Genomic DNA, 26,020 nt, shown 5'->3' on the forward strand with positions numbered 1-26,020 from the left:
GCCCCCGGGCCCGGCAACCCGACCGAAACGCCCTCGGGCTCCCGCCGGACGCGCCGACGGAGGCCGTGCCACGGCGCCGGGCCACGCTGCTGGCATACCGGGCTACAGCTTCTCCACCGGTGCGTACCGCAGCAGCAGGCGCTTGGGCTTGGTGTCGCCGAAGTCGATCGTCGCCTCGGCGTTCGCGCCCGTGCCCTTCACCGCCACGACCGTGCCGAGACCGAACTGGTCGTGCGTGACCCTGTCACCGACGGCCAGCGACACCGCCGGCTTCTCCGACGCACGGCGGGTGGCGAAGCCGGACGCTCCCGAGGCGGACGAGCGCGAGCGGGACGACGACAGCGAGGCCGCGACGGCGGAGACAGGACCGGAGGACGCGGGGCCGGTGGCGCCCGTGCGCTTCCACTCCACGTGGGCCGGCGGGATCTCCTCCAGGAACCGGGAGGGCGGGTTGTACGACGGCTGGCCCCAGGCGCTGCGCAGGGTGGAGCGGGTCAGGTAGAGCCGCTCCCGGGCGCGGGTGATGCCGACGTACGCAAGGCGCCGCTCCTCCTCCAGCTCCTTGGCCTGGCCGAGGGCGCGCATGTGCGGGAAGACGCCGTCCTCCATGCCGGTGAGGAAGACGACCGGGAACTCCAAGCCCTTGGCGGTGTGCAGCGTCATCAGCGTGATGACGCCGTCGCCGTCCTCCTCGTCGGGGATCTGGTCGGAGTCGGCGACCAGCGCGACCTGTTCGAGGAAGTCGGCCAGGGTGCCCCGCTCCTCCTCGCCGCGCTCCTGCTCGAACTCCATGGCGACGGCGGCGAGCTCCTGGAGGTTCTCGATCCGGGTCTCGTCCTGCGGGTCGGTGGAGGCCTGCAGCTCGGCGAGGTAGCCGGTGCGCTCCAGCACCGCCTCCAGCACCGTGGCCGGTCCGGCGCCGGACTCGACGATCGTGCGGAGCTCCTCCATGAGCGTGTTGAACCGCTTGACGGCGTTGGTGGAGCGCGCGGCCATGCCGTAGGCCTCGTCGACGCGCTTGAGCGCCTGCGGGAAGCTGATCTTCTCGCGCTGGGCGAGGGCGTCGATCATCGCCTCGGCGCGGTCGCCGATGCCCCGCTTGGGGACGTTGAGGATGCGGCGCAGCGGCACCGAGTCCTCGGGGTTGGCCAGCACGCGCAGGTAGGCCAGGACGTCCCGGACCTCCTTGCGCTCGTAGAAGCGGACGCCGCCGACGACCTTGTAGGGCAGGCCGACGCGGATGAAGACCTCTTCGAAGACACGGGACTGGGCGTTGGTGCGGTAGAAGACGGCGACGTCGCCGGCCTTGGCCTCGCCGGCGTCCGTGAGGCGGTCTATCTCGTCGGCGACGAACTGCGCCTCGTCGTGCTCGGTGTCGGCGACGTAGCCGGTGATCAGCGCGCCGGTGCCCGCGTTGGTCCACAGGTTCTTGGGGCGGCGGGACTCGTTGCGCTCGATGACGGCGTTGGCGGCGCTGAGGATGGTCTGCGTGGAGCGGTAGTTCTGCTCCAGCAGGATCGTCGTGGCGTCCGGGTAGTCCTCCTCGAACTGGAGGATGTTGCGGATCGTCGCGCCGCGGAAGGCGTAGATCGACTGGTCGGCGTCGCCCACGACGCACAGCTCGGCGGGCGGGACGTCGTCCGGGCCGGGCGGGACGTCGGCGGGGTGCTCGGCGGTGCCGACCAGCTCGCGGACCAGGGCGTACTGCGCGTGGTTGGTGTCCTGGTACTCGTCGACCAGGACGTGCCGGAAGCGGCGGCGGTAGTGCTCGGCGACGTCCGGGAAGGCGCGCAGCAGGTTGACCGTGGTCATGATCAGGTCGTCGAAGTCGAGGGCGTTCGCCTCGCGCAGCCGCGACTGGTAGAGCGCGTAGGCCTGGGCGAGGGTCTTCTCGAAACCGTCGGTGGCCTGGGCGGCGAAGTCCTCCTCGTCGACCAGCTCGTTCTTCAGGTTGCTGATCTTGGCACTGAACGACTTCGGCGGGAACCGCTTGGGGTCGAGGTCCAGGTCACGGCAGACCAGGGCCATCAGGCGCTTGGAGTCGGCGGCGTCGTAGATCGAGAAGGACGACGTGAAGCCGAGCTTCTTGCTCTCTCGGCGCAGGATGCGCACGCACGCGCTGTGGAACGTCATGACCCACATGGCGTTCGCGCGCGGGCCGACGAGCTGCTCGACGCGCTCCTTCATCTCACCGGCGGCCTTGTTGGTGAAGGTGATCGCGAGGATCTGGCCCGGGTGCACGTCCCGCTCGGCGAGCAGGTGGGCGATGCGGTGGGTGAGCACGCGGGTCTTGCCGGAGCCGGCGCCGGCGACGATGAGCAGCGGGGAGCCGGAGTGGACGACGGCGGCGCGCTGGTTGTCGTTCAGTCCGTCCAGCAGCGCGGCCGAGTCGATCACCGGGCGGGGGGCGCCGTCCCGGTAGTGGGTGTCCCGGTCCGGCGGCACGTCGAACTTCCCGCCGAACAGATCGTCCGGGATCGACTCCGGAACGTGATCGTCCTCGGGCGGCGGCGGGGGCTCGTCCGCGGGGCCGCGCTGGGCCTGGAGACTCGCCAGGAAGTTGTCGTCAAAGAGGCTGCTCATCGCTCTCCGAGTCTAGGGCGCCCCACTGACAGCCCGCGGCCCACCCGGGAACGTCGCCGGAAAGAGGGGCGTTTCCCGGCCGGCCGCCACCCCGTGATCGCCCTGCGGAATGGCGCGATCACACCGCGCGACACCCTGCCCATTCCGGGGCGACTGGTGACCAAATCCCCTCATCCCTTCACGCTGGGCAAGGCTTCGGGGCAAGGTCACGAAAATGTATCGGGCATATCACCCATCAACCTTCACACGGGCCACACCAGTTGGCTACGGTGCGACCGGGCCGCATGACCCCCACCGGCGAACGTCGCCGGGCCGCGCGGCCCCCGCCGAGTCCGGTGTGCCGCAGCGGCAGCCGGAGCCGGGGACCCACCGAGACCTTGGGGTGAATCGGCCCGACTCCCGTCACGGGAAGGCCGTAGGGCAACCCTTCCGAGACCACCCGCCCGAACCCGACAGCTAACCCGGTAGGCGGAGCACTGGAAGGAGTCGCCACCCTTGGCGTCGCACCGTAAGTCGCGTCCTTCGGGCACGCGCGTGGCAGGCATACGGACCCCCGCCCTCGCGACGGCGGCCCTCACCTCCGTGGCCCTGCTGTCCCAGTCGGCCACGGCCGCCCCCGAGGCCGACGACAGGCCCAGCCTCGAGGAAGTCGAGAAGAAGGTCGACGACCTGTACCGCCAGGCCGAGTCGGCGACCGAGAAGTACAACGCGGCCAAGGAGAGGTCCGCGAAGCAGCGCAAGCGCGTCGACACCCTGCTCGACGACGTCGCCCAGCGCGCCGGGAAGCTCAACGAGGCGCGGGAGAAGCTGGGCTCCTTCGCGGCCGCCCAGTACCGCACCGGCACCGCCGCCCCGGACACGGCCACGTTCCTGCTCGCCGACACCCCGCAGGACTACTTCGACCAGTCCCAGCTGATGGACCGGATGACCGGACGCCAGAAGGCGGCGGTCGACGACTACGTCACGCAGCAGTCCGAGACGATGAGCAAGCGCCGGGAAGCCACCGAGAGCCTGAGGACGCTCACCGAGTCGCAGAGCGATCTGAAGACGGCCAAGGCCACCGTCCAGCGCAAGCTCGCCGACGCCCGCGCCCTGCTGTCCCGGCTGACCGCCGAGGAGAAGGCACGGCTCGCGGCGATCGAGAGGGAGAAGCAGGAGGAGGCGGCCCGCAAGGCCGCCGAGCTGGCCCGCGAGCAGGCCGCGCAGGAGCAGGCCCGGGAGGAGGCCGCCCGGCAGCAGGAGAGCGGCACGACGTCGCCCGGCACCGGTTCCACGTCCCCGTCCACGCCTCCGGCCGACTCCTCCTACGCCACGAAGGCCGACAAGGCGCTCGCCTTCGCCCGCGCGCAGATCGGCAAGCCGTACGTGTGGGGTGCCGTCGGGCCGGGCTCCTACGACTGCTCCGGCCTCACCCAGGCCGCGTGGAAGGCCGCCGGGGTGACCCTGCCGCGGACGACCTACGACCAGGTCGACGCCGGCACCACGGTCCCGCTGGCCGACGCCCGCCCCGGTGACCTGGTCTTCTTCTACGACGACATCACCCATGTCGGCCTCTACATCGGCAACGGCATGATGATCCACGCCCCGAAGCCGGGCGCCTACGTGCGCGAGGAGTCGATCTACTACGACGGCGAGTCGTCGATCCACAGCGTGGTGCGGCCGGCCTGAGGGGTCCCGGACGTTTTTGAGGGGCACGCGCGCGTGCCCCTCCGCCAACCCGCGCGCCGCTCTCTAGCATCGGCGCTATGCCCGGCCCCTCCCCGTCTGCCACCTTGTGGGCGACGTACTCGCTGACCACCGGCACCCTGTCGGCCGGTCTCGACTCGGCGGGCTACGAGGTCCTCTCCCGCATCGCGCTGGTCCCGGCCTGCGCGGCCTGGCTGGGGGCGGTGGCGTTCGCCGTCCTGCGGCTGCCGCGGGCGACCTGGCGGGCGCAGGCGCCGGCCGCCCTCACGCTCACGACGGCGACCGCCCTGATCGGCGCCGGCTTCTCCGCGGCAGGCCTGCGCAGGTCGGCCGCGGCACTGCTGGCCCTGTCGGCACTGCTGTGGACGCTGCTGCTCGCCGCGCGGGATCCGGGCCGTGGCGGCACCGTGTTCCTGCGCTGCGTGGCCACCCAGGGGCTCGCCGTGCTCGGCGCCACGCTCGCCGCGGCCGAGTCGGCGGCCTGGCCGGCCCACGCGGCCATGGTGCTGTTCTGGCTGGGCCTGATCCTCTACGTCGTCGCCCTGTTCCGCTTCGCGCCGCGCGAGGTGACCGAGGGGCGCGGGGACCACTGGCTGGCATGCGGCGCACTCGCCGTCTCGGCGCTGGCCGGGGCGCGGCTCCTCGGCGCCGACAGCGCCCGCCTGTACCTGTGGAACGACGACGACCACGCCGTCCTCACCAGGGTCACCGTCGCGCTGCTGGTGCTCACCCTGGTGTGCGGGGTGGCTCTGCTCACCGCCGGGCTCATGTGGCCCCGGCACGGTTACGACGCGCGCCACTGGGCCGGTGTGTTCGCCGCGGCCGTGACGGCGGCCGCGGCGCTGTCCGGCGCCGCCGCCCTGGACGCCCCGTGGCTCGACGTGGCCGGGGAGGCGCTGCTGTGGGCGGCGGTGGCCCTGTGGCTCGCGTGCACCGCCCGGGCGGCCGCCGCGGCCCGGGCCGGGTCAGGGCCAGCCGGGGTCAGGTCCAGAGCACGGCGATGAAGACGTTCGCCGCGGTCAGCAGCCCCACCAGGCCGAACGGGCCCTTGTCCACCTGCTCGTCGTCCCGTTTCACGTAGACCAGGCCGAGGATCACGATCAGCAGGGCGAGCTTCACGCCGATCTTGATGTTGTTCACGGTCTGGTCGTCGGCCTGGTTGAGGCCGACCAGGACGATCCCGGTGACCAGCATCGTCAGGGCGCCGTGCAGCATCGCGGGCGTGTAGCGGGCGGTGCCCTGGCCCATCGCCTTCATCTGGGTGAGGAAACCGCCCAGCAGCGCGGCGATGCCGATGATGTGGAGACCGACGAAGAGGTGGATGAGTACGTCCATGGGGCCGGAGCCTAACCAGGGGCCGCACAGCGGCCCGACACCGGCCCGTCCGCGCGCGCTCACGCCCCATAGCATCCGATCACCGTCACTCGCCCAGGAAATGGACACATCGGTCATCACGCTGGGTTGAGCAGGCGAGGCCGGGGCGGCACGACGGTCACATACGGTCACCGTCGGTCCTCTCGCGCCAGTTCCGCACACCCGCTCCCGGCGCCGCCCACCGAGGTTTAGCGTCCTCCACCAGGTGACCGGCTCCCCATCGCCGCCCGGGCCAGGGGCGGCAGCCGGACACCACCGCCGAGAAGGTCCGGCGGCGGTCCGCTTCCCCTGTGCGGGCCGCCGCCGGACGCGCGCAGGCCGCCGTCCGCTCCCCCGGCGGCCCCGCGCACCCACCGGCGGCCGAGGAAAGGACGTGGCCCGCAGAGTGGCAGCGCACCGCAAGCCCCGCCGGCGCTCGACCGGTGGCGGCACCGCCCGTACGGCCGCCACGATCGCCCTCGCCGGCGCGGCGACCGCGACGGGACTCGACGGGACCGGACACGCCGAACCCCAGCTCACCCCCGGCCAGGTCAAGGCCAAGGTGGACAAGCTCTACCAGGAAGCCGAGGTCGCCACCGAGAAGTACAACGGCGCGAAGGAGAAGGCCGAGGCGGCCGGGCAGCGGCTGAAGGGCCTGCAGGACCGGGCCGCACGCACGGAGGAACGACTCGCCACCGCCCGCGAGGTCCTCGGTTCGCTCGCGGCCGCCCAGTACCGCGACGGCGGCCTGGACCCCGCCCTCCGGCTCGCCCTGTCCGACGACCCCGACCGCTACCTGGAGAACGCCGAGTTCGTCGAGCGGGCCGGCAACCGGCAGAAGTCCGCCGTCGCCGGAGTCCGCAGACAGCTGCGGGAGATCGAGCAGCTGCGCGGCGCCGCCCACATCGAGCTGACCGCCCTGAAGTCCCGGCAGACGGAGCTGAAGCGGCACAAGAAGACGATCACCGGGAAACTGGGCTCGGCACGGCACCTGCTCTCCCGGCTCACCGCCGAGGAACGCACCCGACTCGGCGCCGCCCCCCGCGCCTCACGCGCCGGGCAGCGGGAGACCCTGGCGGCACCCGGCTCCGCCCCCTCCCGGGCGCCCCACTCCCGCGCGGCCGCGGCCGTCGCCTACGCCTACCAGAAGCTCGGCAGCCCTTACGTCTGGGGCGCGACCGGCCCGAACGCCTTCGACTGCTCGGGGCTCGTCCAGGCCGCCTACCGCGCCGCCGGTGTCTCCCTGCCCCGCACGACCTACTCCCAGATCGACGCCGGCCGGCGCGTCTCCCGCTCCGAACTCCTCCCCGGCGACCTGGTGTTCTTCTACGCCGGGATCAGTCACGTCGGCATCTATGTGGGCGACGGCCGCATGATCCACGCCCCGAACCCCTCGGCCCCGGTCCGGGTCGCCCCGCTCGACGAGATGCCGTACGCGGGCGCCACCCGGGTCGTCTGACCCGGACGGCCACCCCCTGCCCGGCGGTCCGGCCGGGCGGCGTCAGACCAGGCGGCGGGCCGTCGCCCAGCGCGTCAGCTCGTGCCGGTTGGAGAGCTGGAGCTTGCGCAGCACCGCCGAGACGTGCGACTCGACCGTCTTCACCGAGATGAACAGCTGCTTGGCGATCTCCTTGTAGGCGTACCCCCGGGCGATCAGCCGCAGCACCTCGCGCTCGCGCTGGGTGAGGCGGTCCAGGTCCTCGTCGACCGGCGGCGCGTCCGTGGAGGCGAAGGCGTCCAGGACGAAGCCGGCCAGCCGCGGCGAGAACACCGCGTCGCCCTCCTGGACGCGGAAGATGGAGTCCACCAGGTCCGTACCGGTGATCGTCTTGGTGACGTACCCGCGGGCACCGCCGCGGATCACACCGATCACGTCCTCCGCCGCGTCCGACACGGACAGCGCCAGGAAACGGACCGGCTGCTCGGTGTCCCCCATCAACGGGGCGCAGCGGCGCAGGACCTCCACCCCGCCGCCGCCCGGGAGGTGCACGTCGAGGAGGACCACCTCGGGCCGGGTCGCGGTGATGACCGTGACCGCCTGGTCGACGTCCGCGGCCTCGCCGACGACCTCGACGCCGGTCTGCTCGGTCTGCCCGATCTCGGCCTGGACCCCCGTACGGAACATGCGGTGGTCGTCGACGAGGACCACGCGCACGTGACGCCCGCCCGCCCCCGCGGTCCCGGCCGCCTCCGCCGCTGCCGCCGTACCGTTCGCCTCGGTCGGGTCGCTCATGACGTCTTCTCCGCCCTCTCCATCTCCAGCTCGACCTCCGTGCCGCCGTCCGGCACCGCGCGCAGCCGCGCCGTGCCGCCGTTGCGCTCCATGCGGCCGATGATCGATTCTCTGACACCCATCCGGTCGGCGGGTATCGAGTCGAGGTCGAAGCCGGGTCCGCGGTCCCGGACGGACACGAAGACCGTCTTGCCCTCGACCTCGGCGTAGACCTGCACGGCCCCTCCCTCGCCACCGTACTTGGCGGCGTTCACCATCGCTTCGCGCGCGGCCTGCATCTGCGCGGCGATCCTCTCGTCGAGCGGGCAGTCGCCCACCACCACGACCTCGAGGGGGACGCCGTGCTTGTCCTCCACCTCGGCCGCGTTGCGCCTGACCGCGTCGGCGAGGGTCGTGGGCTCGTCGGCCTCGTCCTTGCCGGTGCCCTCGGGCTTGTAGAGCCAGGTGCGCAGGTCCCGCTCCTGGGCGCGGGCGAGGCGGCGCACCTCGCCCGCGTTCTCCGCGTTTCGCTGGATCAGGGTGAGCGTGTGCAGCACCGAGTCGTGCACATGGGCGGCGACCTCCGCGCGCTCCTGGGCGCGGATGCGCATCAGCCGCTCCTCCGACAGGTCCTGCGTCATGCGGACGAGGTAGGGGCCGGCCAGCAGCGTTATCCCCACGAGGACCGCGAGGGCCGCCTGCAGGACGGAGCCGAGGTGGGCGGCGGAGCCCTGCAGCACGAAGATGCCGGAGACGCCGGCCGTCACCAGCAGCACGCCGCCCACCGAGCGCAGCAGCGTGACCGTGCGCCGGCGGCGGCCGACCTCGGCCCAGCGGGCCCGGCGGGCGTTGTCCGCCTGCCGCCACACCAGGGCGACGCCCGCGCCGACGAGGACCATCGGCCAGAGGTAGACGCGGGCTCCGCCGCTGAGGTTCACGTTGCCCACGAAGACCATGGCCACGACGACCATGAGGAGCAGGGCCACGATCTGGCCCTTGTCGGGCCTGCGTGTGACCAGCTTGCGCCGGCCGTCGGGGGAGGTCTCCGTGGCGACCAGCGAGGGCGGCTTCTGCGCGTCGACCCCGCCGACGCCGAGCGGGACGAAGAACCAGAACGCGGCGTACAGCAGCGCGCCGAGGCCGTCGGCCATGAACAGGCCGACGAAGACCAGCCGTACCCAGATGACGGGCAGCCCGAGATGCCCGGCGAGCCCCCGCGCCACGCCTCCCAGCCAGCGTCCGTCGCTGCTGCGGTAGAGCTTGCGCGGCGGCCGCGGCTCGGCGAGTGGCGCTGCTGCGGCTTCCGACATGCCACTGATGGTCACATGTGCGCGCGCCCGGAGCATCAGGGTCGGCCCCGGAGACTCCCCTGATCCCGGCGGGCGGCCCGTCGAACGCTTCCCGGGCCGCCCCTCGGGGCCGATATCAGGGTCCGGCCAGGGTCGATCCGGCTGCCGCAGCGGCGCCGCGCCCGTCACCATGGACCCATGACCGATCACGAGCACGCCGCGACGGGTCCGGGACCCGGCTCCGGCCCGCGTCCCGCTCCGGGCGCCGGGCCGCAGGGCGCCGCGTCCGGCCCGGCCGTGGAGGCCGTCCCGCCCGGGCCGTCCCACCGGTTCCGCCGTGACCGCCCCCACAAGATGCTGGCGGGCGTCTGCGCCGGACTCGGGCGGCAGTGCGACATGGACCCGGTCATCTTCCGCATCACCCTCGCGGTGCTCTCCGCCACCGGCGGCATCGGCCTGATCTTCTACGGCTTCGCCTGGCTGTTCGTCCCGTACGACGACGAGGACGAGAACGAGGTGCGCAAGCTGCTGACCGGCCGCGTCGACGGCCAGGCCCTGGCGGCCGTGCTGTTCGCGCTGGTCGGCTGCGGCGTGTTCCTGACGATGCTGAGGAACGGCGGGGTGCTGACCTTCGCCGTGGTCCTCTCCCTCCTCCTGGCCGGCGCCGGCTACTGGTCCCGGCAGCGCGGCGCCCCCAGCCCGGACCCGCTGGCCGCACAGGCGGCCGCCGACGCCCCACCGGAGCCCCAGGCGCCGCCGGTCCTGGCCACCTCGCCCTCCTGGTGGCGCGACCCCATCGTCAAGGACGGCACGCACACCGGGGGGACGGGCTACCTCTGGGGCCCGCGCGACACCCGTGATCTCGACGTGGCGGCGGCCCTCGACATCAGCCTCGGCATCCGGCCGGGCGCCCGCGAGCACATACCGGCCCCGCACACCCCGCCCCCCACGCCGCGCGGCCCCCGCTGGATCGGCGGCTGGATCTTCCTGCTGGCCCTGCTCGCGGGCGCTCTGGGCACGAGCCACACCTGGAACACGCACCCGCTCGGCCCCAGCCTGCAGACCGGCCTGGCCTGCGCCCTCGCCGTCCTCGGTCTGGGCATCGCGGTCAGCGCCCTGCTGGGCCGGACGGGGGCGGGCTCGATCCTCCTGGCGATCATCACCGCCGGCCTGCTCACCGCCTCGGCGGCCGTGCCCGAGGACATCGGCACCCAGTGGAACCGCACCACCTGGCAGCCCGCGACCGCCGCGGACGTACGGCAGCGCTACGACCTCGGCACCGGCGTCGGCACCCTGGACCTGACCCGGCTGGACCTGACGGCGGGCCAGACCGTGACCACGCGCGCCGAGGTCGGGGTGGGCCGGGTGCGAGTGCTCGTGCCCGAGGACGTGACCGTGCGGCTCAACGCCGACGTGGGCATCGGCGATCTCCAGCTGCCGGGCGACGACCCGAAGGACGTGGACGTGAAACCGGGCCGGCACCAGCAGACGACGCTCTCCCCCGCGCGGGGCGTCGAGAAGTCCGGCACCCTCGACCTGGATCTCCAGGTCGGCGTGGGACAGGCGGAGGTGACCCGTGCCACGTCATGAGTTCCAGCCCGGGAAGCTGGTGGCCGGTGCCGTCCTCACCCTGGTCGCCGTCCTCTACGCCGGGGACGCCGACGGCGCGTGGGAGACCCCGTGGTTCGTGGCGATACCGCTCGTCGCGGGCGGGCTGTGCCTGGCGGGCGCGGTGGCCTTCGCCACGGGCCGCGTACGCCGGCGCCGCCGTCCGGCCGGCGGCACCTCGGACCGCCCGGGCCCGGACCGGGCGGGGTGACGGCACGACACCCGCGCCGCTCACCCGTTACCGGTACTCGCCCCTCCGCCGCCGTCGCCGCGCCCGCAAGGCGGCGTCCACGGACAGCAGTGGGGCGCCCGCCAGGACGAGGGGGATCCAGGCCATGAGGTAGGCGAGGTCGTTGCCGTAGTAGTACGGGTCGGAGGCCCAGCTGACGGTGAGCCACAGGCTCAGGGAGATGAGCGCGCCGCCGAGCGCGGCCAGCCGGGCGAGGAGGCCGAGCAGGGTGCCGATGCCGACGGCCAGTTCTCCGAGGGCGATGGCGTAGCCGAAGCCCACGGGGTTCTTCAGGGAGAGGTCGACCAGGGCCGGAATCGCCGAGGAGTCCCGCACGGCCCGCATCATGTCGCCGATGGACCCGGAGCCGGCCTCCTTCATGAAGGCGCTGTCGGTCAGTTTGTCCAGGCCCGCGTAGACGAAGGTGACGCCGAGAAAGATCCGCAGCGGGAGCAGGGCGTAGCGGACGGCGCTGTCCCGCCAGTCACCCCGGTCATCCGGGTAGGTGTCCGTTCTCATACTGTGCGTCATCGCTGCGTAGCCGCCTCTCGCCCGCCGGTGCCGAGACCCCCTCAACAGACCATACGTACGACAAACGGACCGGGCTCAACCCTCGGGGCCCGGCTTTTCCGCCGGGCACACGCCCACCGCCCGCTACTCCGTCACGTCCACCGCATACCGATTCGTCTCGACCCCCGCCGCCGTCACGACCTGCACCTCCACCCGCCCGGGCTCCACCTCCACCGGCACCGGCACGGTGAGCAGCGTGTCCGTCGGGTTCCGGAAGCCGCCGGGCACCGGCACCAGCGGCACATGGACATGCACCGTCCCCACCCGCACCACCATCCGCGCCAGCCGGTCCGCCCCCTGCGCGCCCGGCGGGACGAACCCGGCGCCCCGGATCTCGATGTCGTCGCCGGTACGGATCGGCGCGTCCAGGTCCCCGGCCTCGCGGGCCCGGACCACGGAGAGGATGACCGGCCGGCCGCCTTCGGCGTACTTCCCGGCCAGATACGTCGCCGCCGACACCAGCACCACCACCGCCAGCCCCCACGGCAGATCCGGCAGCTGGTCCGGCCGCCGGGCCAGCCGCACCGCCGCGAAGACCAGTGCGACCGCGCTGATCACGACGTACTGGATGTCGGCGAAGGTCCCCCGTCCGGCGTCGTCGGTCAGGAGGTCGGCGGCGCGCGGCCGGTCGGCGCGTACCTTCTGCAGCCGCTGCCCGAGCACCCGCAACCCGACCACCCGCCGCACGAGCACGGCGATCCCGCACACCACGGCGAGCACGGTCACCACACCCGCGCCGCGGGCGAGTTCGAGCCCGGAGATCAGCGCGTCCCGCTCGGGGTGCCGGGACGCGGCGGCGAGCCGCCCCGCCAGGACGAGCACCGAGTAGGCCACGAAGAGCACCCACACCGCGGCGACCGTGCGGGACGTCGACAGCCGGTTGTCCTCGCCGATCAGGGGCGCCAGCGCACCGCCCTTCGCCCGGTGGAACCACGACGCCGCGGTCAGGGCTCCGGCGACCACCAGCGCCGCGGCAAGCCCGGCCGTACGCGCGGACGTCCAGCCCGCGCCGACGGCGGTGAGGGCCTGCCCGAGCAGCAGCAGGACGACGCCGGCCCAGACCGCGGCGGCGGTGCGGCGCCACAGGCCGGCCAGCCAGGCCTGGCCCTCGGCCCGCCCCCGCTCGGCGACGAGCTCGGCGGACTGCGCCAGTTCCTCCGAGACCCACTGCCGGGAGGCGGAGGCGGAGTGGGCCACCGCGGCGGGCAGCCCCTGCCCGGCGGCGAACTCGTCCCGCTTGCGCAGGAACGCGGCGACGGCCCGCCGATGCCCCTCACGGGCCCCGTGCGGGCAGTCCCCGCAGGCGCATCCGCCACCGTGGGCTCCGGCGCCCTCCCCGTCGTGCCCCCCCGTGCGGCCACCGGTGTGCCCTCCGGAATGTCCGCCCGCGTATCCGCCCGCATATGCGCCCGCGTACCCGTCCGGATACCGGCCCGGAGGCCCACCCCGGTACCCGCCCGCGGTCGCACCGCCCCGCGGATCCGCCCCCGAAGCCGGCCTCGAGCCTGCACCCGCCCCCGGCCCCGGACCCGTACTCGGGTACGTGCCCGCGTCCCCGCCGCCCTGCCCCGTCTCGCGCACCGTCACGCCCGACGCCCGCCTTCCCGCGACCCAACCACCGCCGGTCTTCCGGACCCCGGAAACACCGTTGTGCAACTCCCGTGCGACGACGACGAATTGTGCCCCATACCACCCGGTCCGCGTCCGCCCCGTCTGGTCAACACGGGTGAACTTCACCGCGTCGTGTTGACCCGGCTGCGAGAATTCCCTTATGGCCGAGATCATCCAGCGTGACGGGACCTGGGTCTTCGACGGCAGCACGGTCCGGATCACGCCCGGTCTGCACCGCTCCGTGCCGCTGTTCCGGCAGACGTACGGCGAGATCGCCGTGCCGCTGGAGGCCGTGGCGGGAGTCGTCCTGGAGCCCGAACGCAAGCGCGCCCGGCTCCGGTTGCGGCTGCGGGAAGGTGCCGATCCGCTGCTCCAGGCGACGGGCGGCCGGCTGCCGGACGCGGCCGACCCGTACCGGCTCGCGGTGGACGTCGACCGGACGGGGGTCGCCGAGTACCTCGCGGAGGAGATCCGGCGCGCGCTGCTCCTGGAGCGGATACCGAAGGAACCGGCGCCGGTCTATCTCCTGCCCGGCCCACCGGTTCCGGTCTCCGTGCGCTCCTCGGACGGGACGGTCTCCTTCGACGGCACCCAGGTCCGGATCGACTGGTCCGACACCTCCGAGCGCGTCAAACGCGCCACCGGCCCGCGGATCATCGGCCTGGGCGAACTGGTCCGCGTCGAGTGGCTGCCGAACACCAGCCAGGAGGACGGCTTCCTGCGCTTCGTGACCAGCGAGACGGTCTACTCGAACCTGCCGCCGGAGAAGGACCCGTACGCCCTGGACCTGTGGGGCAGCACCCGGCGCGACCTGCTGACCGCGCTGGTCGCGACCGCGGTCACCGCCCGGCTGCCGCACCCGTCCACCCGGCCGGCCGGAGTCGACGGGGCGACCGGGGGCAACGGGGCCGCAGGGGCCATGGGGGCCACGTGGGCCGACGAGGCCGCGTGGGCCACAGGAAGCGCAGGCGGCACAGGGTACGAGGGCGCCGAAGGCCGGTACACGGCCGCCCGCCCGCTGCCGTCGGCCGGCTCCGACCACCACGACGTCCTGCTCCGCCGCCTGCGCGAGTTGGGGGACCTGCACCGCGACGGCGTGCTCACGGACGAGGAGTTCGCGAGGGCCAAGGCCGCGGTGCTGCGCGGCTTCTGACGCGGGCCGGGCCGACCCGCCCCGGCCTGCCTAGTCCAGCAGATCCGGCTCGCTCCGCCTGATGTTCTGCCACATCGGCTGGTAGTTGATCCACGCCACCAGGTCGCCGCCGAGCTGTTCGCGGGTGGCCACGGCCATCCGGTGGTCGATGCGCACCGGCCGCCCGGCCGCCTGCGCGGTCAGCTGCACCTGGCAGGACCGCTCCATCGACACGAACCACCAGGCCGCCGCGTCGACCGAGTCGCCGACGGTCAGCAGCCCGTGGTTGCGCAGCACGAGTGCCTTGCGGGAGCCGAGCACGCCCGCGATGCGCCGTCCCTCCTCGGCGTCCACGGCGACTCCGGTGTAGGAGTCGTACAGGGCGTGGTCCTCGTAGAAGGCACAGCTCTCCTGGGTGATCGGTTCCAGGAGGTCGCCGAGGGCCGCGAGGGCCCGGCCGTGCACCGAGTGGCAGTGGGCGACGGCGACCACGTCGGGCCGGGCGGCGTGGACCTGGGCGTGCACGGTGAAGGCCGCCTGGTTGACGTGGTACCGGCCCTCGACGACCTGGCCGTCCTGGTTGGCGAGCACCAGGTCGCTGACGGTGACGTGCCGGAAGGGCAGTCCGAACGGGTTGACCCAGAAGCAGTCGGTGTACTCCGGATCGCGGGCGGTGATGTGCCCGGAGACGCCGTCCTCGTAACCGAGCCGGCCGAAGATCCTGATGGCGCCCGCGAGGCGTTCCTTGCGGTGCCGCCGCTCGTCCTCGACGGACTCGTGCATCGGCGGCATCGCGAACCGCAGCCGGTCCGTGGGCAGCGGCAGGGGCGGGGTGGGCCCGTGCATAGGTCCTCCAGCGTCGCTCTGCGTACGGGGCGGAAGTTACCGCCGGGGAGAGGGGGAAAACAGAACCGTTCCGTAAAGATGGGACCGCGCGCCCCCTGAGCACCCTGCACCCACCCTTGTGCCCCCGGGCTCCCGCTACCCACGAATAGCCGACAGAAGATGTCGGAATTCGGCGCGACACTCTCGGTATGGCAGCGAACTGGGCGGCATTCACCACCGCCGAACCGGATCTGGCCGGCACGGTCGAGAAGCGCTTCGGCGCCCACACGCATCACGTCCTCGCCACGCTCCGCAAGGACGGCTCGCCCCGCACGAGCGGCCTGGAAGTGCGGTTCCTCGGCGGCGAGCTGTGGCTCGGGATGATGCCGGACTCGCTCAAGGCGCTCGACCTGCGCCGCGACCCGCGCTTCGCCCTCCAGGCGAACCCCGGGGAGGGCACGGGCATGGGCGGCGGCGACGTCCGCATCAGCGGCCGGGCGATCGAGGTCGACGACGCCGGGACGAAGGCCCGGTACGTGGAAGAGGTGGAACCGCCGGAGCCGTTCCACCTCTTCCGCACCGAGCTGACGGAGGTCGTGCGGACCTACGTCGAGGACGAGACGTACCTCGTCGTCCAGGTCTGGACGCCCGGAGGGCCGGTGCGCACCCTCAGGCGGACGTGACGGCGGGGACTACTCCCACTCGATGGTGCCCGGCGGCTTGGAGGTCACGTCGAGGACGACGCGGTTGACGTCGCGGACCTCGTTGGTGATGCGGGTGGAGATCTTCGCGAGGACGTCGTACGGCAGGCGCGACCAGTCGGCCGTCATGGCGTCCTCGGAGGACACCGGGCGCAGCACGATCGGGTGGCCGTAGGTGCGGCCGTCGCCCTGGACGCCGACGCTGCGGACGTCCGCGAGCAGGACCACCGGGCACTGCCAGATGTCGCGGTCGAGGCCGGCCGCCGTGAGCTCCTCGCGGGCGATGGCGTCGGCCTCGCGCAGCAGGTCCAGGCGCTCCTTGGTGACCTCGCCGACGATGCGGATGCCGAGGCCGGGGCCGGGGAAGGGCTGGCGCTGGACGATCTCCTCCGGCAGGCCGAGCTCCTGGCCGACCATGCGGACCTCGTCCTTGAACAGCTTGCGCAGCGGCTCGATCAGCTTGAACTCGAGGTCCTCGGGCAGGCCGCCCACGTTGTGGTGGGACTTGATGTTGGCGGTGCCGGTGCCGCCGCCGGACTCGACGACGTCCGGGTAGAGCGTGCCCTGGACGAGGAACTCCACGGCCGGGCCCTCGTCGGCGATGATCTCGGCCTGGGCCTGCTCGAAGACGCGGATGAACTCGCGGCCGATGATCTTCCGCTTCTCCTCGGGGTCGGAGACCCCGGCGAGCGCCTTGAGGAACCGCTCCTCGGCGTCGACGACCTTCAGCTGCACGCCGGTCGCGGCGACGAAGTCCTTCTCGACCTGCTCGGTCTCACCCTTGCGCATCAGGCCGTGGTCGACGTAGACGCAGGTCAGCTGGGAGCCGATGGCCTTCTGGACGAGGGCGGCGGCGACGGCGGAGTCCACGCCGCCGGACAGGCCGCAGATGGCGCGCTTGTCGCCGACCTGCTCGCGGATGGCGGCGACCTGCTCCTCGATCACGTTGCCCGTGGTCCAGGACGGGGTCAGGCCCGCGCCCCGGTAGAGGAAGTGCTCCAGCACCTGCTGCCCGTGCGTGGAGTGCATCACCTCGGGGTGGTACTGGACGCCGTAGAGCTTCTTCTCGTCGTTCTCGAAGGCGGCGACCGGGACGACGTCCGTGGAGGCCGTGACGGAGAAGCCCTCGGGCGCGGCGGAGCAGGCGTCGCCGTGGGACATCCAGACGGCCTGCTCGGCCGGGGTGCCCTCGAAGAGGGTGGAGGACGCCTTGGCCACGTGCAGTTCGGTGCGGCCGTACTCGCGGGCGCCGGTGTTGTCGACGGTGCCGCCGAGGGTCTGCGCCATCAGCTGGAAGCCGTAGCACATGCCGAAGACGGGGACGCCGGCCTCGAAGAGCTCGCGGTCGAGGCGGGGGGCGCCCTCCTCGTAGACCGACGAGGGGCCGCCGGAGAGGATGATCGCCGCGGGGTTCTTGGCGAGGATCTCCTGGACCGGCATGGTGCTCGGCACGATCTCGCTGTAGACCCGCGCCTCGCGGACGCGACGGGCGATGAGCTGGGCGTACTGCGCGCCGAAGTCGACGACCAGGACGGTGTCGGCGGCGCTGGCAGCGGGAGACGCTGATGACACGAGGTGCCTTCCGGCGGTGGGGCGGGGGTCTTGTGCCACCCGATTCTACCGAGGTGCCGGCCGGGAACGTCCCGCCCAGGGGGCGGGCGGGCTCCGGGCCCCGCGTCTCAGGATGCGAACCCGTTTGGCCGGCCTCGCGGCCGGGGGCATACTGGCCCCATGCACACGCACGCGACCTTCGTCTTTACCTATGGCACCCGGCCCGCCGGCTGCCATGGTCGTGCTGCTTGAGCAACTGACAAGCGACTTCCCAGGCGCCCCGGGCCGACAAGGCCCGGGGCGTCTGCCGTCGTCGGGGCCTTGCCGGATCGGGGCACCCCTTGACGACGAGGAGCCCCTCATGACCGCCACCGACGTGACCGGTGCCCGCACCGCCGAGGCCGCCGACGTGATCACGGGAGCCCGCGAGCGGATTGACGCGCTCGACGACCGGATCATCGGGCTGATCCAGGAACGGGCGGCCGTCTCCGCCGTGATCCAGGAGGCGCGGATCGCCTCCGGCGGGCGGCGCGTGAACCTCTCGCGCGAGATGGAGGTCCTCGGCCACTACCGGGAGGCCCTGGGCAAGCCCGGCACGACGCTCGCGATGACCCTGCTGGAGCTGTGCCGCGGCCGGATCTGACCCGCCCGGGGAATCGGCGTTCGCGGGACAGACGTACGCATCCTCCTCACCCGTACGGCGCGTGACCGCTCCCGGGCCGCTTCGTTGGTCCCGGTGTCCGTGCCAGCCAGGCGCGGGCCCGAGAGAACCACGCGTGGCTCGCTGGAGCGATGAGACGCACGGATCGTGCCGTGCGTCGTGGGACCTCGCTCCAGGGAAGTGACCGGACGGCAGGGGACAGCAGCCCGGTCACCCAAGAGAACGGCCGGCTCCGGGGACGCCCGGGGCCGGCCGGACGGACCTTGCAAAAATGCACAGGACTGGGCCGAACGGTTGCGGGCGCCCGGTTCGTCCAGCACGATGCGTACACAGCCCGAGTCCCCGTCCCGGGCCCCCGCACGGCCCCATTGCCAGAGGTACAGGCCAGCGGCGCAACCCCCCGGCGCCGCTTCCAGGCACCGGCGCTGCCCTGACGTCGGTGCTGACGAGAAGGAGGGCCCCGCGGTTCCACCCCGCGGGGCCCTTCGCTCTGCGCCGGCGGCTGTCCGGCGCCCGGTCAGGTGCGGGTCACCGTTCCGCAGGGGCCGCCGTCGTCGATGTCCCGGCTGCGGTCGTAGGGGTCGGTCGTCGGGCCGGTGGGCTCGGGGCCCCGGTCGTCGCTCGACGGGAACCGCGGGTGCAGATAGCCGTCGTGGACGTCGCAGGCGCTGTTGCCGATCTCCTCGTCGTACTCCTTGACGCTCAGCCGGCCCGGGGTGACCCGGTAGCGGGTGGGGTCGGGGAGTTCGACGTCGATGACCCTGCGCACGATGGTGCGGGCGACCTCGGGACGTCCGTCGGCCCGGGTGACCGGGTAGACGAAGGTGTAGTCGGCGTGCACGACGACTCCCGCGTGCGCGCCCTTCTCGAAGGTCATGCGCCCGCGCGTCTTGACCACGTCGCCGGCCGGGCGTATCTCGTCGGGGTCGAACCGGCTGAACATCGTCAGGGGGTCGTTCCGCTCGCTCGGGGAGCGCAGGGCGGTGTTCAGGTCGTCGAGCAGTCCCGGCTGCCGCGGGTCGAGCACGGCGAGCGCGGCCTCGGGGCGGGCGCCGCGCACGGTCCGCGGGTCCAGGTTGGCGCCGACCAGCAGCTGCTTCGTCAGTTTCAGCGCCTGGGCGACGCGGTCCTTCGAGACCGGGCCGACGGCCTTCGCCTCGGGCAGGACGATGCCGGCCTCCCCGTCGGCCCAGCGCAGGGCCGGGGAGCCGGCGAAGGGCTTGTCCAGGGTGGGGGTCTCCGGCGTCGAGGCACCGGGCGGCGCGGTCGGTGCCGCCGTCTCGGCCGGCAGCGGGGAGGCCGCGGCGGCGCCTGCCCCGTCCGCGCCGAAGGGGTCGCCGGGCAGCAGGGAGGGCTTCAGCGCGACCAGTGCCACGGCGGCGGCGACCGGCACGCCGAGCACGGCCCACAGCTTCCGGCGCCGCCCCGCGCGCCGGTTCGTCTCCAGCGGGTCGGGGCCGGTGCGCCAGCCGGGCGGCAGCTCCCCCCGCTCCTCCTGCCGGCGCAGGCGCTCGGTCACCATGCGCGCGCGGGCGGAGGGCTCCTTCGGGGCCGAGGCACGGATGTCCCGCTCGGTGTCGCGGGTGAACTGTTCCCAGACGTCGTCGGGGAGTTCCGGGACCGACGGTTGATCGTCGGACGGCTTCTCAGACACGAGGCATAGATCTAAGCGGTCGGTAAGCGCCTTCACAAGGAGATTCCGGATGTGACACAGCCCACATAAGAATTCTGTGAACGTCAGCGCAACCCTTCACAGGTTTCACGGATCAAACCTGCCGAACCAAGGGCCACTCCCGCGCCCCACACGCGGAGGCCTCCCCCAACGTTCGTACCGCACCCCGCGGTACGCCGGACTTTCCGAGGTCTTCATGAAGCTTCGCCGCGCCATGGCAGCAGCGGCCGCCACGGCGGTCATAGCCCCGGTGGCACTGCTCGCGGCACCGGCCGCGTACGCGACCGACGAAACCACGCCCACGCCGAGCGCGTCGGTGAGCGAGTCCGCTCCCGAGACGTCCGCCTCGCCGTCGGCGACCGAGACCACCCCGGAGACGTCGCCGTCGCCGAGCACGTCCGTGAGCGAGTCCGCTCCCGAGACGTCGAGCTCGCCGAGCGCGTCCGCCACCGAGTCCTCCCCGTCGCCCTCGACGTCGGAGCCCGAGGAGTCGGAGTCCCCGGACCCCGAGCCCTCGATCTGCGAGGACACCAAGGTCGACGTCAGCATCACCGGCCTGCCCGGCAAGATCGCGGCGGGCAGCGGCTGGCACAAGTTCTCGCTGAACGTGCTGAACAACTCCGACTCGACGCTGAACGACCTCGACTTCTTCGCCGGGGCCTCCCCCGACGAGTACGGCGAGGAGCTGTTCTCCAGCAAGCAGGTCCAGCTCCAGGCCTGGGACCCCCAGGACAAGATCTGGGTCGACCTCAACGAGGGCGGCTACGCGGTCGGTTACGTGGGCTACACCGACGAGCTGAAGCCCGAGTACGAGGTCAACATCCCGCTGCGCCTGAACGTCAGCAAGTCCGCCCCGGTCGGCGCCGGCTTCTCGCTCGGCGCGACGATCTACGGCGACAACGACGCCGAGTGCACCGGCTTCGGTGACGTGTCGTACAAGTTCCAGATCGTCTCCGCCGGTACGGACACCGACGGCACCAAGCCGCAGGAAGGCGGCAAGGCGCCCGTCACCGACGAGAAGCCCAGCGGCAACACGCCGGAGGTCACCGGCAGCCTCGCCGAGACCGGCTCCAGCTCGGCCCTGCCGATGATCAGCCTCGTCGGCGGTGCCGCGGTCGTCGCCGGTGCCGGCGCGATCTTCGTGGTCCGTCGCCGCAAGGCCGGCGCGGAGGCGTAAGCCACAGCGGTCCCCGGACCGCCGCAAGCAGAAGAGGGACCTGCGCTCGGAGGGGGGTGCAGGTCCCTCTTCTGTGCACCGGACCCGGCTGAGTGCCGGGTCCGGTCACTTCTTCGGCGGTACGGCCGGCATGCCGAGGAAGGGCAGCCGCAGCGCCCCGAAGGCCTCCGCCGGGACGGCGGGGGACTTCGGCTCGACCGGCTTGAGCCGCTCGTAGGCGGCGCCCTGCTGCGGACGCGGGTCGGGCTCGCCCTTGTTCGGCCAGAACGACATCGCCCGCTCGGCCTGGGCGGTGATCGTCAGGGACGGGTTGACGCCCAGGTTGGCCGAGACGGCCGCCCCGTCCACGACGGAGATGCCCGGGTGGCCGTAGAGGCGGTGGTACGGGTCGATCACCCCGGTCTCCCGGGAGTCGCCGATGGGGCAGCCGCCCAGGAAGTGGGCGGTGAGCGGGGTGCCCATCAGTTCGCCGACGTTGGAGCCGGCGAAGCCGTTGATCTCGGCGGCGAGGGCCGAGGCGCCTTCCGTGGCCGCCTTGATCTGCTTGGGGTTCGGCGCTCCGTGACCCTGGCGGGCGGTGAGCAGGCCGCGGCCGACGCCCGACGGCTTCAGGTACGTCGTCAGGGAGTTGTCCAGCGACTGCATCACCAGGCCGATGATGGTCCGCTCCGACCAGCGGCGGTTGGACAGGGAGCGCAGCACGAGCACCGGGTGGCGGGCCGCGTGGGCGAGGAAGCCCAGGACCCGGGACGTGCCCGAGTTCCGTCCGGAGTAGGGGACCTGGAGGATCGACAGGCTGCCCATCGAGTTGGAGCCCTTGCCGTAGCGGACCGGCTCGATGTGGGTGTTCTCGTCGGGGTGGATCGAGGACGTGATGGCCACGCCGCGCGTGAAGTCCGCCTTGGGCGCGCCGTGGGCCTTGCGGTAGCGCCGGTCGTCGGTCTGGGCGCCGACCAGGGCCTCGGAGTTGGTGCGCGTCAGCTCGCCCAGCCTGTCGCTGATGTGCGGCAGTTGGCCTCCGGCCTTCATGCGGTGCAGGAGGGTCTGCGTGCCGTAGGTGCCGGCCGCGAGGACGACCCGGCGGGCGGTGTAGGTGCGGCCCCCGGACTTACGGCGGTCGGTGGGCAGGGTGGCGACCGCGTAGCCGCCGCGCGAGTCGTCGGTGACCGAGACGACCGTGGTCAGGGGGTGGACGACCGCGCCCGCCTTCTCGGCGAGGTGCAGGTAGTTCTCGTTGAGGGTGTTCTTCGCGCCGTGGCGGCAGCCGGTCATGCACTCGCCGCACTCCGCGCAGGCCTTGCGGGACGGGCCCGCCCCGCCGAAGTAGGGGTCGGGCACCTCCTGGCCAGGCTTCGCCTGCACCGAGCCGTCGGCGTCCCGGCCGTCGCCGAAGAAGACGCCGACGGGGGCGAGGTGGAAGGTGTCGCCGCAGCCCATCCGCTCCGCGGCGGCCTTCAGGTGCACGTCGGAGGGGGTCATGGTCGGGTTGGTCCGCACCCCCAGCATGCGGCGGGCCTGGTCGTAGTAGGGCGCGAGTTCGTCCTGCCAGTCGGTGATGTCACGCCACTGCGGGTCCTCGAAGAACGGCTTCGGCGGGACGTAGAGGGTGTTGGCGTAGTTGAGGGAGCCGCCGCCGACGCCCGCGCCCGCCAGCACCATGACGTTGCCCAGCAGGTGGATGCGCTGGATGCCGTACATGCCGAGCTTGGGGGCCCACAGGTAGTTCTTCAGGTCCCAGGAGTTCTTGGGGAGCGTCTCGCGGGTGAAGCGGCGGCCGGCCTCCAGGACACCCACCCGGTAGCCCTTCTCGGTGAGGCGCAGGGCGGTCACGGAACCGCCGAAGCCGGAGCCGACCACGATGACGTCGTAGTCGTATGCGTCCTGAGGCACGTGTTCTCCTCGTTGAGTCTCGTGCGGGCCGTCAGTGGTGGTGTGCGGGGGCGTCAGCGGAAGCGGAACGCCTTCATCAGGCGCAGGCTCCGGCTCATGAACCGGGCGTACTGCTCGTCGTCCATGCCCAGGGACGGGGCCATCGGGAGGACCCGCTGGTGGGCGACCGTCTGCGCCTCGGTGTACTTGAGGATGCCCTCGGAGCCGTGGCGGCGGCCGAGGCCCGAGTCCTTCATGCCGCCCATGGGCGACTGGACGCTGCCGTAGGCGGGGGCGTACCCCTCGTTGATGTTGACCGTGCCGGTGCGCAGCCGGGCGGCGACCTCCTGGCCGCGACGGGCGTTCTTCGTCCAGACCGAGGAGTTGAGGCCGTACGGCGTGGAGTTGGCGCGTTCGATCGCCTCGTCCTCGTCGGCGAAGCGGTAGACCGACACGACCGGGCCGAAGGTCTCCTCCGCGCAGACCGACATGTCCGTGCCGACCCCGTCGAGGATCGTCGGCTCGAAGAAGTAGGGGCCGATGTCCGGGCGGGCCACACCGCCGGCCACGACCTCGGCACCCTTGGCGACGGCTTCCTGCACGTGCCGTGTGACGGTCTCCAGCTGGCGTTCGCCGACCAGGGAGCCCATGTCGGCGCCGTACGCCAGGGACGTGCCGAGGCGCATCGCCCTGGTCCGGGCGGCGAAGCGCTCCAGGAAGGCGTCCGCGATCGACTCGTGGACGAAGAGCCGCTCGATGGAGATGCACAGCTGGCCCGCGGAGGAGAAGCAGGCGCGCACGGCACCGGCCGCCGCCTTCTCGATGTCGGCGTCCTCCAGCACCAGCATGGCGTTCTTCCCGCCGAGTTCGAGGGAGACGCCGATCAGCCGGGCGGCGGCACCCTGCGCGACCTCGCGGCCGGTGCGGGTGGAGCCGGTGAAGGAGACGTAGTCGGCGTGGCGGACGACCTCGGGGCCGACGACCGGGCCGTCGCCGAGGACGACCTGGAAGACGTCGGCGGGCAGCCCGGCCTCGATGAGCAGGTCACGGGCCCACAGGGCGGTCAGGCAGGTCTCCGTGTCGGGCTTCATGACGACCGCGTTGCCCGCGACGAAGGCCGGGAGCGCGTCGCCGACGGAGAGTTCCAGGGGGTAGTTCCAGGGGGCGATCTGGCCGACGACACCGCGGGCGTGGCGCAGTTCGGTGACCTTGGTCAGGGTCGGCACCGCGCCGGTGTGCCGCTTGGGGCGGAGGTAGGCCGGGGCCTTTCGGCCGTAGTGCCGCGCGGCGACGGCGACCGCCTGGACCTCCTCGTGGGCGTGCAGACGGGCCTTGCCGGTCTCCAGCTGGATCAGGTCGAGCACCTCGGCCTGGCGCTCCAGCAGCAGGTCGTGGAAGCGCAGCAGGACGGAAGCGCGCTGCCGTACCGGGATCCGCTCCCACACCGGCTGGCCGGCCCGGGCCCGTTCGAAGGCCTCGGCCACGTCCTCGGGCGTCGCCTCGGGGAGGTCGGCGAGCTTCTCCCCGGTGAACGGCGTGTGGTTGGCGGTCCGGCCGGAGCCGACCACGCCCTTGGTGAGCTGGGCAACCAGCTCGGGCGTCACCACGTCGGCGGCGGTGCGGGCGCCCTCCGGGGCGGGGGCGAGGGGGTTGGTACCGGTCTGTGCCGAGCCGGTCTCTGCCGTCTTCTCCACGGCCTGCGCGTCCGTCATGACGCGCAGGGTATGCCGCGGCGCAGGCTTTGGGTACCCGTCGGTAATACGGCTTCACCGACTGCACACACGGCGCCAGTGGCTGCTGGCAACAAACCCCCTGATCAGGGCGTTGACCGGTGGTGCCGGGGTGATTCAGCCTTTTACGATCCCGTGCCGGTCCTCAGTGTCCTCAACGCGGTCGGCGGCCGGTTCGGCGACGTGCTCGGCGCCGGCTTCGGCACTGCCGGTGCCGGCGAGGTGGGAGGCGGCTCCCATGCCACCGGCGAGCAGCGCGCTGAGGAGGGCGAGGGGGCGGGGGCGCGGGAGGGTCTGGCGTTTGGCGGGTGCGGGGGCCGGCTCCACCGGCTCCACCGGCTCCCCCGGCTCCCCGGGGTGGGCGCCTTCTGGCGGAGAGGTCGGAGCCGCCTCTTCCGCGGAGGGTGGTGTGGCTGTCCCGGCCGGTATCGCCTGCGGCTGGGGCAGCGGTATCGCCTCCGGCTGGGCGGGGGATATTGCTGTGGCTGCGGCGGGCGGTATGGCCTCGACCGCGGTGGGCGGTACGGCTGCGGCTGCGGCGGGCGGTACGGCCGCGGCTACCGCGGGCGGTACGGCTGCGGCGGGAGCTGCCGGTGCCGCGACCGCCTCCAGTTCCTTCGCGACCTCCTCGGCGTCCGGCCGCCGTTCCGGGTCCGGTACGAGCAGCCGGGCGAGCAGGGGGCCGAGCGGTCCGGCCCGGTGTGGTTCGGGCGGCTCGGCGGCGAGGATCGCGGCCAGTGGTTCCCCGGAGCCGGTTGGGCGGAACGGGGCCGAGCCCTCCACGGCCGCGTACAGCAGCACGCCCAGGGACCACAGGTCGGACGCGGGCCCGGCGATGCGGCCGGACAGCCGCTCGGGGGCGACGAGTCGGGGCGTCGCGGCGCGTTCCCCGCGGGCCGTGGGCGCCTCGTCGCCCTGCGCGGGGGCGATGCCGAAGTCGGTGAGGACGACCCGCCGGTGCGGTCCGAGCAGCACGTTGGCGGGCGTCACGTCCCGGTGCACGATGCCCACCGCGTGTGCGGCGCGCAGCGCGCCGAGCAGGTGGAGGCCGATGCGCGCGGCTTCCCGCGGCTCGAGCGGGCCGCGCCGCAGCGTGTCGTGCAGGGACTCGCCCGGCACCAGTTCCATGACGATCCACGGGAGCCCGTCGAGCAGTTCGGTGGCGTCGAGTTCGTCCGGGCCGAGCGGGCGCGGGCGTTCACCCGGCTGCTCGGGCTCGACGACGACATCGAGGATGGTGACGGCGGCGGGATGGTCGACACGGGCGGCGGCACGGGCCTCGCGATGGAGCCGGTGGGCCGCCCGCCGGTGCTCCTCGTCCTGCGGGGCACCGGGCAACCGGGGCTGTTTGACGGCGACTTCACGCTGCGCGCTCTCGTCGTGGGCCCGCCAGACCGTGCTGGAGCCGCCCGAGCCGATGCGCTCCACCAGCCGGTACCGTCCGCCGACCAGCCGGCCCTGGACGGCCTTCGCCCCGCCCCCGTCGTTGCTCATGCCCCATCAGTACCCTGCGGAGCGGGGGTATGTCGACGCGGGACGGACGGCGGCCGGTTCACGTCCC

Annotated in this window: 21 protein-coding genes and 1 riboswitch; of the genes, 9 read left to right on the forward strand and 12 right to left on the reverse strand. The window is 72.9% G+C overall.

Translation table 11 applies throughout. The features are described 5' to 3' along the window. Window positions 1–102 precede the first annotated feature (102 nt). Complete coding sequence (gene pcrA / locus ACF07N_RS09875) at window positions 103–2,583, reverse strand: DNA helicase PcrA (RefSeq protein WP_383337023.1); 2,481 nt, start codon at window positions 2,581–2,583, stop codon at window positions 103–105. A 314-nt stretch (window positions 2,584–2,897) separates the two neighbouring features. Next, window positions 2,898–3,071, forward strand: a riboswitch (cyclic di-AMP (ydaO/yuaA leader). 7 nt (window positions 3,072–3,078) lie between these two features. Between pcrA and ACF07N_RS09880 the strand changes: the two genes are divergently transcribed. Both ACF07N_RS09880 and ACF07N_RS09885 read left to right on the forward strand, forming a co-directional pair. Next, window positions 3,079–4,251: an NlpC/P60 family protein gene (locus tag ACF07N_RS09880; protein WP_392110428.1), complete on the forward strand. Its 1,173-nt coding sequence runs from the start codon at window positions 3,079–3,081 to the stop codon at window positions 4,249–4,251. Between the two features lie 77 nt (window positions 4,252–4,328). Next, on the forward strand, window positions 4,329–5,273 hold the full coding sequence (locus ACF07N_RS09885; protein ID WP_392110431.1) for a hypothetical protein: 945 nt from the start codon (window positions 4,329–4,331) through the stop codon (window positions 5,271–5,273). Here ACF07N_RS09885 and ACF07N_RS09890 read toward each other — a convergent pair. Next, complete coding sequence (locus ACF07N_RS09890; RefSeq protein ID WP_392110434.1) at window positions 5,251–5,604, reverse strand: hypothetical protein; 354 nt, start codon at window positions 5,602–5,604, stop codon at window positions 5,251–5,253. The two genes, ACF07N_RS09885 and ACF07N_RS09890, sit on opposite strands and share 23 nt — an antisense overlap. Window positions 5,605–6,028: 424 nt before the next feature. Between ACF07N_RS09890 and ACF07N_RS09895 the strand changes: the two genes are divergently transcribed. Next, window positions 6,029–7,081: an NlpC/P60 family protein gene (locus tag ACF07N_RS09895; protein WP_392111117.1), complete on the forward strand. Its 1,053-nt coding sequence runs from the start codon at window positions 6,029–6,031 to the stop codon at window positions 7,079–7,081. Between the two features lie 42 nt (window positions 7,082–7,123). On the opposite strand, the gene ACF07N_RS09900 is transcribed toward ACF07N_RS09895, so the two are convergent. Both ACF07N_RS09900 and ACF07N_RS09905 read right to left on the reverse strand, forming a co-directional pair. After that, the gene (locus ACF07N_RS09900) at window positions 7,124–7,855 is read right to left on the reverse strand and encodes a LuxR C-terminal-related transcriptional regulator (protein ID WP_383337017.1); all 732 of its coding nucleotides are present in this window, start codon (window positions 7,853–7,855) and stop codon (window positions 7,124–7,126) included. Further along, entirely contained in the window at window positions 7,852–9,144 is a 1,293-nt protein-coding gene (locus ACF07N_RS09905; protein ID WP_383335106.1) for a PspC domain-containing protein, read from the reverse strand. The genes ACF07N_RS09900 and ACF07N_RS09905 overlap by 4 nt, the downstream gene beginning before the upstream one ends. 177 nt (window positions 9,145–9,321) lie before the next feature. On the opposite strand from ACF07N_RS09905, the gene ACF07N_RS09910 reads away from it, so the two are divergent. Both ACF07N_RS09910 and ACF07N_RS09915 read left to right on the forward strand, forming a co-directional pair. Further along, window positions 9,322–10,713, forward strand: coding sequence for a PspC domain-containing protein (locus ACF07N_RS09910; RefSeq protein ID WP_392110437.1), 1,392 nt, complete (start codon window positions 9,322–9,324; stop codon window positions 10,711–10,713). Beyond that, window positions 10,700–10,942 (forward strand): hypothetical protein, encoded by a 243-nt coding sequence (locus tag ACF07N_RS09915; protein ID WP_392110440.1) that lies wholly within the window; start codon window positions 10,700–10,702, stop codon window positions 10,940–10,942. Before ACF07N_RS09910 ends, ACF07N_RS09915 begins: the two co-directional genes overlap by 14 nt. A gap of 27 nt (window positions 10,943–10,969) precedes the next feature. On the opposite strand, the gene ACF07N_RS09920 is transcribed toward ACF07N_RS09915, so the two are convergent. Then, window positions 10,970–11,491, reverse strand: a complete 522-nt coding sequence (locus ACF07N_RS09920) for a DoxX family membrane protein (RefSeq protein WP_383335100.1) — start codon at window positions 11,489–11,491, stop codon at window positions 10,970–10,972. Between the two features lie 123 nt (window positions 11,492–11,614). Next, window positions 11,615–12,727, reverse strand: coding sequence for a hypothetical protein (locus ACF07N_RS09925; RefSeq protein WP_392110443.1), 1,113 nt, complete (start codon window positions 12,725–12,727; stop codon window positions 11,615–11,617). Window positions 12,728–13,301: 574 nt separating this feature from the next. Here ACF07N_RS09925 and ACF07N_RS09930 point away from each other — a divergent pair. Next, entirely contained in the window at window positions 13,302–14,294 is a 993-nt protein-coding gene (locus tag ACF07N_RS09930) for a DUF4429 domain-containing protein (RefSeq protein ID WP_392110446.1), read from the forward strand. Between the two features lie 30 nt (window positions 14,295–14,324). Here the strand turns inward: ACF07N_RS09930 and ACF07N_RS09935 are convergent, their stop codons facing one another. Continuing rightward, the gene (locus ACF07N_RS09935; RefSeq protein WP_392110449.1) at window positions 14,325–15,119 is read right to left on the reverse strand and encodes a class II aldolase/adducin family protein; all 795 of its coding nucleotides are present in this window, start codon (window positions 15,117–15,119) and stop codon (window positions 14,325–14,327) included. Window positions 15,120–15,307: 188 nt separating this feature from the next. Between ACF07N_RS09935 and ACF07N_RS09940 the strand changes: the two genes are divergently transcribed. Continuing rightward, window positions 15,308–15,781: a pyridoxamine 5'-phosphate oxidase family protein gene (locus ACF07N_RS09940; RefSeq protein ID WP_392110451.1), complete on the forward strand. Its 474-nt coding sequence runs from the start codon at window positions 15,308–15,310 to the stop codon at window positions 15,779–15,781. A gap of 9 nt (window positions 15,782–15,790) precedes the next feature. On the opposite strand, the gene guaA is transcribed toward ACF07N_RS09940, so the two are convergent. Then, window positions 15,791–17,371 carry a glutamine-hydrolyzing GMP synthase gene (gene guaA, locus ACF07N_RS09945; protein ID WP_392110454.1) on the reverse strand — a complete coding sequence of 527 codons (1,581 nt, stop codon included), beginning with the start codon at window positions 17,369–17,371 and terminating at the stop codon, window positions 15,791–15,793. A 340-nt stretch (window positions 17,372–17,711) separates the two neighbouring features. On the opposite strand from guaA, the gene ACF07N_RS09950 reads away from it, so the two are divergent. Beyond that, on the forward strand, window positions 17,712–17,993 hold the full coding sequence (locus ACF07N_RS09950) for a chorismate mutase (RefSeq protein ID WP_309094886.1): 282 nt from the start codon (window positions 17,712–17,714) through the stop codon (window positions 17,991–17,993). A gap of 535 nt (window positions 17,994–18,528) precedes the next feature. On the opposite strand, the gene ACF07N_RS09955 is transcribed toward ACF07N_RS09950, so the two are convergent. Further along, window positions 18,529–19,665, reverse strand: coding sequence for a hypothetical protein (locus ACF07N_RS09955; RefSeq protein ID WP_392110458.1), 1,137 nt, complete (start codon window positions 19,663–19,665; stop codon window positions 18,529–18,531). A gap of 214 nt (window positions 19,666–19,879) precedes the next feature. Here ACF07N_RS09955 and ACF07N_RS09960 point away from each other — a divergent pair, with 214 nt between their 5' ends. Beyond that, on the forward strand, window positions 19,880–20,860 hold the full coding sequence (locus ACF07N_RS09960) for an LAETG motif-containing sortase-dependent surface protein (protein ID WP_392110461.1): 981 nt from the start codon (window positions 19,880–19,882) through the stop codon (window positions 20,858–20,860). Between the two features lie 105 nt (window positions 20,861–20,965). Here ACF07N_RS09960 and ACF07N_RS09965 read toward each other — a convergent pair whose 3' ends face one another. From ACF07N_RS09965 to ACF07N_RS09975, 3 genes are all read right to left on the reverse strand, one after another. Then, window positions 20,966–22,750, reverse strand: coding sequence for a GMC family oxidoreductase N-terminal domain-containing protein (locus tag ACF07N_RS09965; RefSeq protein ID WP_392110464.1), 1,785 nt, complete (start codon window positions 22,748–22,750; stop codon window positions 20,966–20,968). A 53-nt stretch (window positions 22,751–22,803) separates the two neighbouring features. Next, entirely contained in the window at window positions 22,804–24,441 is a 1,638-nt protein-coding gene (locus ACF07N_RS09970) for a succinic semialdehyde dehydrogenase (protein WP_392110467.1), read from the reverse strand. 135 nt (window positions 24,442–24,576) lie between these two features. Continuing rightward, the gene (locus ACF07N_RS09975; protein WP_392110470.1) at window positions 24,577–25,953 is read right to left on the reverse strand and encodes a protein kinase; all 1,377 of its coding nucleotides are present in this window, start codon (window positions 25,951–25,953) and stop codon (window positions 24,577–24,579) included. Between the last annotated feature and the right edge of the window lie 67 nt (window positions 25,954–26,020).

It is taken from the genome of Streptomyces sp. NPDC015242 (assembly GCF_043079125.1).
In the GTDB taxonomy this organism is placed as follows: Bacteria; Actinomycetota; Actinomycetes; order Streptomycetales; family Streptomycetaceae; genus Streptomyces.